The following is a 12622-nucleotide window of genomic DNA, read 5'->3' as shown; positions in this document are numbered from 1 at the left end:
CTGTGGAACGAGATGATGAGTGTTGATTGAAGGTTTATGCGGCTTCGAACGCCAATGCTTTCTTCTCTACCTGACGGAAAATAAGAGTTAGCACACCATTTACCGTTAAATAAAATGCGCCCGCAATACCAAATACCGTCAACGTATCGTAAGTTTGTGCGTTAATGCGCTGCGCGTAACCCATCAGATCCATGATCGTAATCGTGCTTGCTAGTGACGTGCCTTTGAAGACCAAAATCACTTCGTTCGAGTAAGCCGGAACCGCACGACGAATAGCGTATGGCAGCAGCACTTTTAGTGTTGCGGTTTTGTTCATACCTAATGCACGACACGCTTGCCATTGACCAGAAGGAATCGCGTTAAACGCTCCTTTGAACAACTGAGTGCTGTATGCAGCGGTATTGAGTGCTAGCGCTAACATCGCACAGAACCAAGGTTGGCTTAACCATGTCCAGAATACACTTTCTCTTACGGCATCAAACTGACCCGGACCGTAGTACACCAAGAAGAACTGTACCAGCAAAGGCGTACCTGTGAACAAGGTGATGATGCCACGACTTACCCAATGCAAACCCGGAGTACGTAGGATCAGAGTCAGCGTCATCATCAGAGCTAAAAGACAGCCCACAACCAAGGAAGCGGCGGTCAATTGGAGGCTAGTGCCTAAGCCATCCAGCATTTGCCAAACGTGTTGTTCGTTCATGCGGTCGCCTCCTGTCCCATGCTCATGCCTTGAATTGAGAACTTCTTATCAATCAGTTTGACGGCACGTTGTGTAATCAAAGTAATGCCTAGGTAAATCACCGCAGCGGTTGCGTACCATGTAAACGCTTCATGCGTCGCTGCAGATGTTAGCTGCGCTTGTTTCAACAAATCCGTTACGCCAATCAGTGATACAAGCGCGGTGTCTTTCAGCAGAACCAACCATTGGTTAGTTAAACCTGGTAGTGCGTGTCTTACTGCTTGTGGTAAAACAATGCGAACGAAAGCGTGTGCTTGACTGATGCCGAGTGCACTTGCTGCTTCTCTCTGCCCTCTTCCAACGGCTTTTAATGCGCCACGTAGAGTTTGAGAAGCGTAAGAAGCGAAGATCAATGACAACGCCACCACGCCAGACAAGAACGGGCTAACTTCAATAAAGTCGCCGGTGATTAAAAACAGAACCTGCGTCGAACCAAAATAGATGAACAACACGACAAGGATTTCTGGCAAGCCACGTACAATCGTCACAAACGCCGTCATTGGCCATTTAACGAAAACGCGGCGAGACATTTCACCACTGGCGAATACCACTGCCAGAATCAAACCGACTAAGAGGCTTGTGAAGGCTAGCTGGACAGTCATCCAACTAGCTTGAACAAGCGATAAAGAGTAACCCGTTAGTGCCATATTACTTACCGAAGTATTTGTTGTAGATTACGTCGTATTCGCCGTTTGCTTTCACTGTTTTCAGTGCTGTGTTCAGCTTGTTCACTAGCTCGTCGTTACCTTTATTTACTGCGATACCGAAACCGTTACCGAAGTATTTAGGGTTAGTGATGTGCTCACCCACGTAAGCTAGGTTGTCTTCTTTCTTGAACCATTCTGCTACGACTGCTGTGTCACCGAATACAGAATCAATACGGCCATTTTTCATATCGATGAACGCGTCTTGGTAGCTTGAGTAAGGAACCGCGGTTACGCCCGGCATTTGCTCAATCAGGTAGCTTTGGTGTGTTGAACCGTTTTGAACACCAACACGCTTACCTTCTAGTGCTTTTTGATCAGCCACTTTTTCTTTGATAGAAACAAACGCTGCTGAGTTGTCATAGTATGCATTCGTGAAATTCACTTGCTCCAAACGCGCCTCAGTAATGTCCATTGCAGAGATTGCCGCATCGTAGCGCTTGAATTTTAATGCAGGGATCAGGCTGTCAAAAGATTGGTTGTGGAAGGTGCATTTTGCTTCCATTTCTTTACATAGTGCATTCGCCAGATCCACATCAAAACCTTGGATTTGGTTGTTTTCATCCATGTATTCGAACGGTGCGTACGTCGCTTCCATCGCGAATTTGATCTCTTCTTGTGCTGCTGCGTTTGCCGCCATAGTTGCAGAAGAAAGGCCGATTAGTGAAGCTAGTAGAATCTTTTTCATTGCAATACTCCGTGTGTACTTAGTGGGCTGACACTCGCAATGACAGCCGAGCTTATCTGTTAAATAGACCGAATTTTAAAAACGTAATTTAGTGATTTAAGTAGTCAGCAAACTGGGCGGTTTGCGGGTTAGAAAACGAATCATTTGTGCCGTGCTCGACGATGTGTCCTTTTTCTAAATACAGTACGTGACTAGCGATTTTCTTGGCGAAATCCACTTCGTGCGTCACAACTACTTGTGTAATTCCGGTTTCGCTTAAATTTTTAATAATCTTAACGACTTGGTTAGTAATTTCCGGATCAAGCGCAGCGGTCGGTTCATCAAAAAGCAAGACTTCCGGTTTCATCATCAATGCACGAGCAATCGCCACACGTTGTTGCTGACCACCAGAAAGTTGCATCGGCCATGCATCCGCTTTGTCTGCCAAATGCAGCGTCGCAAGAATTTGCATTGCCTGCTTCTTCGCTTCTTCTTTATCCATGCCAGCGACTTTTACCGGAGCCTCAATCAAGTTCTCCATTACTGTCATGTGCGGCCATAAGTTGTACTGCTGGAACACCATGCCCACTTTACGACGAAGCGCTAAACCTTGCTTCTCTTTGATTTCAGTTGAAAAGTCGAATGCGTCATTAGCGATGTTTAACTGGCCGTTATCCGCTCCTTCAAGAAGGTTAAGAACACGTAGCAGAGAGCTCTTCCCTGCACCACTCGGACCGAGTAACACCAGTGTTTCGCCGCTTTCACACTTAAAGCTGACATCGTGAAGCACTTGTGTCTCACCGTAGGATTTATTGATTCCGCTTACCTGAATAGTCATGCTGACATACCGCATTAATTGTCACTTGGCATTTATATTACTCAAAAGGATTTTTTATGCAATAAAAATGTATAAAAATTAATTTTGTTAAATTTTTGTATGATGAGCAATCAATACAACAGAGAATATGACTGGTTTAATCAGTTGGTTTTAACTGAAATTGTTGATGAAAATCCAACAATATGATGGCAATCGAAACAAGGTTAAAATTCTGGTTACTTTTGTGCTTGTGTAGACGGAATTTTGAGTCTTTGAACGTACTACACCCGACGCAGACCTTCTCATTTTTGCCGGGCTTCCCCCCTCGGTTTCCGGTAAAGCCTTCTATCGGCGGGTTCCTGATTAGGACTTTGTGAATGGACTATAATTTCTCTTTGTATTCTGGCCCTTAATTTGAGTCATCTAAGTATGAGTGAGATAACTCCATGTTGAAGTCGCATTGTTTTTCTCTCATTGCACTTGCTTCTCTGAGCTTACTTTCTATACCCAACGTTTGGAGTAGAACAGCAATCGTGTTACCTGGATTGCATGAACAGGGTATTGATCTTCAAGATAAGCCTATCTCTGCTGCGGCTACACGTGAATGGGAACTGGATTATGCTGATATCTTATTCGGTGCTTACGAAAGTAAAAGTCATAATGAGCGTGTACAAGCACTTGGTTACATGTACAACCAAAAGCTGGAACTTAACTCAGGTTGGCTGGAAAACGATATACGTAACCAAGCAGAACTGAATGGAATTGACTACGAAGATTTCTTTCTCCACTTTTCTGAAGACACTATCCTAGCTGAAGTCGACTCAAGCCATGGCGAGAATACTCTGCTCAATCGAAAACCGATGATTGTTGGTTATACGGCTAGTGCTGACCACGCCGGTTTTTGGCTATATCAACCACCGCCATGGGATGCTGATGTATTCGGTCAGGCGAATAATGGTGGTGCCCTCTATGTTTATCACTCAGAGAAGTTCGACCGCTTAACCCTTACGTTTTCCCAGTTTGCTCAAGGTGGCAACTTCATAATTGAATACCCTTCTGCTATCGACTCGTTTGGTCAGGTATCGGAGTGGAAGCCCTTTGATATTAAGAAAGATAGAACACAGGGCATGACCAAAGACCAAACAGTAAACTGGTCTGTTCCTTCGGATTGGGTTCGCGCTACAACGCATGATGGTAGCGGAAAAACTTATGGTGGCGGTCAGTACTTTGGCTCCACCTTTTTACGCGACGGCGGCCGCCTTTACTTTGCGAAAATTACTTGGCATGACGACAACATAGAAAACCGCCCACGTCTCGAAAACATTCGACTCAAAAATAGCTTCCCTGCCGTCAACATCTCAGGAGCACCAACGGAGACACCTGAAGGTCAAACCATTCAACGCTGGCGTAAAATTCGTGGCTTCGACAAATCTGCAGATCGAAACCAAGACAATTATCTTTCTTGGAATGAATACAAAAACCGTTCGAATAAGAATGCAACGGCACGATTTCGTTGGGAGTCACGGGTTATTCCATTTGGTCGTATGTGGAATCAAACCTCTTCTTGGGCATTGACCAATCTCGGCAATCCCGTTTTTACCAATACAATGCGCCACTATTACCAAGCTGAATGGGCGAAACAAGGTTTAAATGGTGCGTACAACGACGACACGAATAAGTTACTCGGTGCAAATCAGTTCTACATATATTCCGGAGGCACAGTGGGTGAGCTTGGTTTGGTGGCGGGTAGCCAAGCTGCTGACGATGCGTACAAAGCGCAATTCTCGGCGTTCTTGAATAAACTGGCAACGCAGGATGAAGATGCGTTAATTGGCCTCAACATAGGTACGGCAAACTTATTCGGTCGTAATGGGCAAAACCACTTGGTTGACGCTGGCTCCTTGTACTTGCGCGAGCACTACCTTTTCCCTTCTACCGGCTTTAGTGGCTATGCTGGGTTAGCTAAGTTTTGGGATAACTCTGCACTCGCTAAAGCTGGCCAGAAAGTGATTTATCAAGCGACAACGCGTTATGGTCGCGTTCAATACTTTGGGAACACAGAAGACAATTGGAAACAGGACCAATACTCTGCACTAGCAGTGTTCTACTTAAACTATCACCCTGAGCGCAGTTACTTTAATCAGTGGAACAATGGCTACTTATATGGAAGTAATAACACAACAAGTGACAACTTCTGGAAGGCAGGCGTACCAAAGAATATTGCTTATCAACCTAGCACCTTGCTTGCCGTTGATTTGGGAGAGCCTGCCAATCAAATACCAGAGGGGTATCAGGCGACTCCGGTAATGATGTCCACCAGCACGCCCTATCCTGCCGATTACACGGTGATTGGAGATGCTTCTATGAGCAAAGTGGCTCATCCTGACTTGCCCAATGGCGCTATCGATTTGTTACCAACCCATACGTACTTTGCGTATCACTCAGACGATACGGTGGTGGTGCATGGTCCTACGGAGATGGTGTTAGCCCGCGAATTCACTAAAGGCCGAGTGCTGTATCGGACTGATTTTTTTGGCAAAAATATCGATTACTTCTCCTCACCGAGGATAACTATCGCACTTCCAGAGCCTATGCGACCTGTAGATCAAGACGGTAACATCGGCGACTATGTTTCTCATATTGAGATTGGCGGCTACGAAGGAGTGTTCTTGCTGTATTAACTCCCTTTCAACCACTCTGACTAAACGCTTCATAAATCGCCGTTTTTATGCTTAACGTCACTGAAAAAAACTTGTTCACTGAATCTTTATAAACCGATGTATATACTGAAGTAAATGACAACGACAAGGAAATTCAGTCACATGAAGACGACACCTTCAATGCTCTCTGTTCTGCTGCTATCAGCATTATCTACTCATGCAAATGCGGACGAATGCGGAAAAATAACCATCGCAGACATGAATTGGAATTCGGCCAGCTTAATGGCGCACATCGACCAATTTGTCTTAAATGAAGGCTACCAGTGCGATGCGGAATTGATCCCTGGTGATAGCGTTCCTACAGGCACCTCTATGATTGAAAAGGGACAGCCTGACGTTGCGCCAGAGTTATGGACAAACGGTATTAAAGAAGCACTTGATAAAGGGATTGCGGATAAACGCTTGCGCATCGCTAGTGAATCGCTTGTCAATGGTGGTGAAGAAGGGTTTTGGGTTCCCGCCTATCTGGTAAAACAGTATCCAGAACTCGCGACGATAGAAGGCGTCATCAAGCACGCCAAACTATTTGAACACCCAGAAGATGATGACAAGTTCGCGTTCTATAGCTGCCCTGCTGGTTGGACATGCCAAATCACCTCCGGTCACTTGTTTAATGCATTAGGGTTAAGTGAGCACGGCTTTGAGATGGTTGACCCAGGATCTGGCGCAGCATTAGCTGGCACCATCGCCAAAGCCTATGATCGCAAAATGCCTTGGTTTGGTTACTACTGGTCACCGACCCCCGTATTGGGCAAGTATGATATGGTCAAAGTGGATTTTGGTAGCGGAACAGATTTAGAAGAGTATCGCAACTGTACCACTCAGCCTGATTGCGCTTCACCAAAAGTAACAATGTACCCACCTTCTCCAGTTCGCACAGTAACAACTGAGGCGTTTGCGAGCAAAGAACCCCAAGCATTCGCGTACTTGCAGAAACGCGGATTTACCAACGAGCAAATGAGTGAAATGCTGGCCTGGATGGAAGATAACTACGCGGACGGTGAAGAAGCGATGTTTTACTTCTTTAATACCTACCCTGACTTGTGGAAAGGCTGGGTATCTGAAGACGTCGCGGTGAGAATCGAAAAAGCGCTTTGATGATTAATACTTAAAGTGCCACAAATCATTTAACCTCCCATACCGTTTGAATAAACGGCATGGGAGACTCGTCAACGACTCGTTAATACATAGTGTGACCATTCAATGTTTCTTTAGGAATCTCTTGCAGAGCGTCCCAATGTTCAACAATCTTCCCATTATGATCAAAACGAAAGAAATCCATCGTCACGTATTCAATATCATTAGGCCATGTTTGGTGAGTGTGTAGTGCCACCAAGTTCCCTTCAGCAATGGCTCGCACAAACGTAATGTCTTTATTGGGATACTCATTTTGCATCCGCTCAAAATACTCGATAAAAGCCTCGGGGCCATTTCCAACTAATGGATTGTGCTGGATGTACTCATCGCCAACATAGTCTTCAACCGCTTTTCTTGGATTACCTCGATAGGCGGTTTCGTAAAACGCAATGGCATTTCTTTTATTCTCTTGCAGATCCATTTTTCTTACCTGTGTTGCTCCATCTTGCGGATAACGGTAATCATAGTCTTTGAACTTCAGAAGTGACCAAACTTCGCGCACAAAAAAGGCCGCTAAAGAGCAGCCTTCATCACTTCTACTTGGAATCATCGCCTTTCATCGCTCAAACCACACCACCAGCACCGAGCATAGAACGCTCACTGTTCTCCACCAGCAACGCGGTTGCGGTTTGTTTCAGTGTTTCCCATTCTTGGTCTTCGACAAAGATACCATTTTGCCAAGAAGCTTGTTGCGTACGGCTTAACTCATCGCCTTCAATGTGGGTGGTATATCCTTGTGCACTTTTCTCGATATCGAAATCGTTCACGGAGAGCTCGATAACCATACTATGCAAATCCGTATCATGCCCATCAAACTGATCCGAGAAAAAGACTTCTGGTGCGATTCGTCCGCGGTTTAACACATAAAGCGTTCGCTTGGGACTAGAGCCATTGACCCACTGTGCTCGACACGCGATGCCTTTCGCAGAGAGCTTCAACAACTCACTGAAACCCAACCAACGGTTATGACACTGTTTCAACGTAATGGTAATCGACTTACGGTTGATCATTTTCTCGAGCGCGAAATCCAACACCGCGGGTAAATGACACGCTACACTCCCGTTGTGCAGTTCTACCTCTATGCTTGACGGCGTGCTGTTGGTCACCGATACGGCGCAGTCTGAATCTAACCCAAGAAACAGACTCGCGTTATTAAAATGGCGAACTCCATGTAAGCCAACCATTTGCAAGTCCGCCACCATGTTCGCAATGACATCCGCCTCACCACAGTGACGGCGCATGCCAAGAAATGCCTTACTAACGGCGGCCACCAATTCGTTGTGAGAGACGATCATAATTCAAATCCTCCACTGATTTTTTGATTATCACTTTGCGCAATTTCGTCACGCGGCGGCATGCTAGGGAAAATCCATGTGTCTGCCAGTTTAGGGTCGTGAATTTCATCTAACAACGGCGCACCTTGGAAGAAAGTTACTCGAACCCAACGATCCGAGCGCGGATCAAACTTAGTCGCGCCAAAGATCGCCAATTTACAGCGCAGTAAGTGCATTGGTAACGCATCTTTACGCAGCACATTCATTTGAATATCCCCCATCGCACGGTTGCCTAGCGTCCATACGCGACGTGTGATCGAACGATAAGCCGGTTTTTGCAATAGAAACTCTGCTACGGACATTTCTACATCACAGTCAAGCAAGGCCTGGTACAAGCGATTCACTTGTCTGCCGATATCAAGCGGCAGTTCTTTTTCTTCTCCAGCCTCTTCCCCGCGAACACCAAGCCTTGGCTCTTCTTTATCTTGTGAGCGATACCAGAACCAGTAGTTGTTCTCGGCTAGTGAGTAATCCGCATCAATCGCCCAGCGGTACTTGCTTTGCAACACTTCCAGTAAATCTTGGATCTTTTTCCCGCCCGGAATCGATAACGTTTCATCCGTATTCATTTGGCTAGCAAATTCATCCACTAAAGATGGGTAGAGTTCGATCAAGCAAGAGGTGAGGATTTCTTGGGCTTCCACACTCATTGTTTTCTTTTGCTCGACCAAACTCGCCCAGTTCGGATGTGATGCCATTAACGTTGTTAGCTCTGATAGCAGTTGTTTGATGTCTGCTATCGCTTGGTGATTGAGCCTATCTTGATGTTCATTGATGGTGATGACTTGCTCTAAATGACGCTGTGCTTTTTGTAGTAATCCTTGCAAAGGAGCATGGAATGAAGCTTCACATGGCATCGCAAAGACTCGCGCTACCGCACGTTCGCGAGAGGTCATCCATTGGTCAACGATGCACGGGTGATTAATCAAGTATGGAGCCATGCCTAAGCCAGTCGCATTGCCGACACCAAGGTAGCGCTGCAAGCCACGATGCAAAGCCACCGCGTTGTCGCCACCTTGTTGAAGTGCCAGATAGTGCACCCAATCTAGGCTGAATTCACGCAACATATATACGGCACACATTTGCGCACTAAAAGACTGGCTGAAATCTGAGTTGTTCTCTAACAGTTTGAAATCGGCGATACCAAACTTTCCGTTACCATAAACTGCTGTGGTACGCAGGATATAACCCACTTCCGCTAACTCTTTCGGCTCAGGCTGCTCGCCTTGAGAAAGTGCGCTAACAATGTGCTCAAACACGCGCACACTTTTATTTGCGCGAGCAAGAACAAGTACGTTGTTTGGATTACGTCCCGCTTCTTGCTGCGGTACATTTTCTCGCAATCTTTCCAACAAAGTAACATCAACATCGCCTTGAACCAGTGCAAATGTGACGTCCCACTTTTCAGCAATTACGCGATCATTACGCTCGTCGTCGGCAATTTCATCACAGAATACCACCAAATGATAAACGTGCTCTGGCGTGGTCAATTTGTAAATCACATGACCATAACCACGAGGACAAAGCTGCCACTCATGCTTGGTTACTTGCCAGTTTTGGCTTGCCATATTACGAATCAGACTGCGTACAAAGCTGATTCGGTTTTGGTGCATTGCGCCAAGCCTTTCGGCTGCCATGACAATCGCTGCATCGCGCATAGTTGCTTCCGTATAAGTAGAACGATGTGCATCCATTTTGCTCACCACCTATTTGTTATTGTAAGAATACTAGGGTTTGTGCGGATGCAGGAGGAAAACACCCGCACAAGCTCCACGTTGTTTGAATTAGATAATTGTTATAGCCCTTGCTCTTTCGCCATTTTGATTGCGATTTGCGGCGCATTCCAAAGTGACGGTAACAGAATCAACGAAACCGGAACCGCGGTAATCACAATGAAAGATTGCAGTGCAGAGATGCCACCAGAGCCAAGAGAAATCAGGATTAGTGCCGTCACACCCATCATTACGCCCCAAAAGGTACGGATGATCGCATTCGGCTCCGTTTCACCACTGATCACGACACTGATTGTGTAGGTCATTGAGTCGCCCGTCGTGACGATGAAGATCGTGGTTAAAATCAGAAATAGAATTGAAGTCAGCATTGGCATTGGTAGTTGCTGAGTCACCGCAAGCAAAGCACCTGGCAGGTTAAAGCCTTCGAACGCCGCACTCACGCTACCCGGTTCAGCAATTTCAAACGCAAGACCTGAGCCGCCCACAATCGTGAACCAAAAACAGGTGGTTAACGGAGCCACAATACTGATGGTGGAAATGACTTGTCGGATAGTTCGACCACGGGAAATACGCGCAATAAAAATTGCCATCATCGGACCATAACCAAGGAACCAGCCCCAGAAAAATACTGTCCACCAGCTTAGCCAACCTTCATCACCACGGTAGGTCGCCATTGGGATAAAGTTATCCAGCATGCTCCCTACACCTTGAATGTATCCGTTAAAGATAAAATTCGTAGGGCCAAAAAACAGGATGTAAACCATCAATGCCATTGCCAGAATCACGTTGTAACGACTAAGCAGTTGCATACCTCGGCTTAATCCACTGAGTGCTGACAAGGTGTAAAGAGCAATCGCAAACAAGATGATGATAAGCTGAGTGGTAAAGCCATCAGGAATATCAAACAGCGCATTTAACGCGTAGCTAACCTGCAAGCCTAGAAACCCAATGGGCCCGATGGTGCCCGCGGCTACCGCGATAATGCAGCACGCGTCAATCAATGCACCGAGTTGGCCTTTAAGTGCTCGTTCGCCCAAGACTGGGTAAAGCAAAATACGGGGTTTTAGTGGTAAACCTTTGTCGTAATGTAGGTGCATCACCACGATGGAAGTTAAGCTACCTACAATCGCCCAAGCTAGAAAGCCCCAGTGCATAAAGGATTGTGACAACGCATTCACCGCACCTTGCTGCGGGTTATCTTGCGCGCCGTACAAAGGGGGTGGGCTAACATAGTGTGCGATAGGCTCAGCCGCGGCCCAGAAAACACCACCACCAGCCAATAAGGTACAGAAAATAATCGCCATCCAGCGGAAAGAGTCCATTTCTGGTTTTGCAATCCCGCCCAACATCACCTTGCCTGTTCGCCCTGCAGCCAAGCCAAGACCAATAAGAAAAGTGAGAAGCAGCAGTAACTGCCAGTATGGACCAAACACCTGAACTGCCCAGCTAAAACCGGCGTTAACGATCGTAGATAACAGCTCGCCGTCATAAAGTGCAATAGCAACGAACAACGCGATGAAACCACCGCTATACCAAAAGGCCGGGTTATTCAGTCCTAATTTGTCCATCGTGTTTTCTGTTGTTGATGTGTTGTGTTTTACTTTTGACTTACCCGATGACACGCTCATCGTGGAAGCTTTCATGCTATTGGTTAAATCAGACATACTCTGGCTCCAGAGGTTCTTTGCAGCAGCCAAAGACTGGCTACAAATGTGAGTTTTACGCCTGCCGTATTGTTATTATGTGGGCAGGCGGTTCCTACTTTGGGGAATGCTATGAAATAGGCTCTAATCCTTCTTTAAGGAAGTTGAACCAGTTTTCACCCAATATTTTTCCAGCCTCAGATTCACTGAATCCGTGATCCATTAATCCGTTGTAGATGTTCTCCATCCCTGCGCTGCCGCAGAACCATGGCAGCGCATCTGGCCATCCCGAGTTACTTGCTGAACCTTCGCCGTAATCCATCGCTTTTGACCAACGCCCGTTGCGCATCCATTCCAACACTTGTTGCGGCTGATTTAGGCACAAATCGCTACCGATACCTAAATGGTCAACGCCAAACATGTCTGCGGTTTTCGCAACCATCTGGCAGAAATCATCCAACGTGCACTGGCTGCCATTTGGCAAATGGAACGGATATAAACTGAATCCAATCAAACCACCGCGCTCCGTCAGTGCTTTGATCACGGTATTAGACTTGTTGCGCAGTGCGTCATGCGCAAACGTCGGGTTAGCATGGCTGATACAAATTGGACGCGAAGAAAGATCGATGGCTTCCAACGTCGAACGCTCTGCACTGTGGGACATATCAATGATCATTCCGACTCGGTTCATCTCTTCAATCGCTTGCTTACCAAAGCGAGTTACGCCGGAATCGTTTTGTTCGTAACAACCTGTCGCCAGTAAGCTTTGGTTGTTGTAGGTCAGTTGCATGATCAGCAGGCCTTGGCGGCGCATCACTTCAATCAGACCAATTTCATCATCGATAGGTGAGCAATTTTGCGCGCCGAAGAAGATGCCGACTTTGCCTTCTGCTTTGGCTTTTTCTACATCTGCCATTGAATAAATAGGCATGATGAGGTCCGCATTTTGCTCGAAGCGCAAGTTCCACTCAGCAAAACGCGTTAAGGTTTCGCGCGCAGTTTCGTGGTAGACGATGGTGGCATGAACGGCGGTAATGCCACTCGCCTTAAGCGTTTGGAAATACTCTCGATCCCAATTGCAGTACTGCAATCCGTCAATCACAATCCGTTGTTGGTACATAACCA

11 protein-coding genes are annotated in these 12622 nt (G+C 46.4%); 2 read left to right on the top strand and 9 right to left on the bottom strand.

What is annotated here, in order from left to right; all coding sequences use genetic code 11:
- Positions 1-34 precede the first annotated feature (34 nt).
- The 4 genes from artM to artP form a co-directional block, all read right to left on the bottom strand.
- A complete protein-coding gene (gene artM, locus R7P69_RS03770) occupies positions 35-703 on the bottom strand; it encodes an arginine ABC transporter permease ArtM (protein ID WP_238952568.1) in 669 nt (222 codons plus the stop codon).
- Positions 700-1389, bottom strand: a complete 690-nt coding sequence (artQ, locus tag R7P69_RS03765; RefSeq protein ID WP_042521067.1) for an arginine ABC transporter permease ArtQ — start codon at positions 1387-1389, stop codon at positions 700-702. Before artQ ends, artM begins: the two co-directional genes overlap by 4 nt.
- A gap of 1 nt (position 1390) precedes the next feature.
- Positions 1391-2134 carry an arginine ABC transporter substrate-binding protein gene (locus R7P69_RS03760; protein WP_053303704.1) on the bottom strand — a complete coding sequence of 248 codons (744 nt, stop codon included), beginning with the start codon at positions 2132-2134 and terminating at the stop codon, positions 1391-1393.
- An 88-nt stretch (positions 2135-2222) separates the two neighbouring features.
- Complete coding sequence (gene artP / locus R7P69_RS03755) at positions 2223-2951, bottom strand: arginine ABC transporter ATP-binding protein ArtP (protein ID WP_114139536.1); 729 nt, start codon at positions 2949-2951, stop codon at positions 2223-2225.
- 425 nt (positions 2952-3376) lie between these two features.
- On the opposite strand from artP, the gene R7P69_RS03750 reads away from it, so the two are divergent.
- Positions 3377-5611 (top strand): hypothetical protein, encoded by a 2235-nt coding sequence (locus R7P69_RS03750; RefSeq protein WP_238854887.1) that lies wholly within the window; start codon positions 3377-3379, stop codon positions 5609-5611.
- A gap of 141 nt (positions 5612-5752) precedes the next feature.
- Complete coding sequence (locus tag R7P69_RS03745) at positions 5753-6748, top strand: ABC transporter substrate-binding protein (RefSeq protein ID WP_005375798.1); 996 nt, start codon at positions 5753-5755, stop codon at positions 6746-6748.
- 82 nt (positions 6749-6830) lie between these two features.
- On the opposite strand, the gene R7P69_RS03740 is transcribed toward R7P69_RS03745, so the two are convergent.
- The 5 genes from R7P69_RS03740 to R7P69_RS03720 all read right to left on the bottom strand — a co-directional run bounded on the left by R7P69_RS03740 (position 6831) and on the right by R7P69_RS03720 (position 12617).
- Positions 6831-7208 (bottom strand): nuclear transport factor 2 family protein, encoded by a 378-nt coding sequence (locus tag R7P69_RS03740; protein WP_005390944.1) that lies wholly within the window; start codon positions 7206-7208, stop codon positions 6831-6833.
- A 142-nt stretch (positions 7209-7350) separates the two neighbouring features.
- Entirely contained in the window at positions 7351-8082 is a 732-nt protein-coding gene (locus R7P69_RS03735; protein ID WP_132936382.1) for a DUF3726 domain-containing protein, read from the bottom strand.
- The gene (locus R7P69_RS03730) at positions 8079-9815 is read right to left on the bottom strand and encodes a hypothetical protein (RefSeq protein WP_238952566.1); all 1737 of its coding nucleotides are present in this window, start codon (positions 9813-9815) and stop codon (positions 8079-8081) included. The genes R7P69_RS03735 and R7P69_RS03730 overlap by 4 nt, the downstream gene beginning before the upstream one ends.
- 101 nt (positions 9816-9916) lie before the next feature.
- Entirely contained in the window at positions 9917-11518 is a 1602-nt protein-coding gene (locus R7P69_RS03725) for a BCCT family transporter (protein WP_005375792.1), read from the bottom strand.
- Positions 11519-11627: 109 nt separating this feature from the next.
- Positions 11628-12617 (bottom strand): membrane dipeptidase, encoded by a 990-nt coding sequence (locus R7P69_RS03720; RefSeq protein WP_005375791.1) that lies wholly within the window; start codon positions 12615-12617, stop codon positions 11628-11630.
- Positions 12618-12622: the final 5 nt, after the last annotated feature.

The sequence above is a fragment of the Vibrio sp. 661 genome (genome assembly GCF_033339315.1).
GTDB lineage: Bacteria > Pseudomonadota > Gammaproteobacteria > Enterobacterales > Vibrionaceae > Vibrio > Vibrio alginolyticus.
The sequence above is the reverse complement of the archived record's forward strand: the minus strand, read 5'-3'. Positions and strand labels throughout refer to the sequence as shown.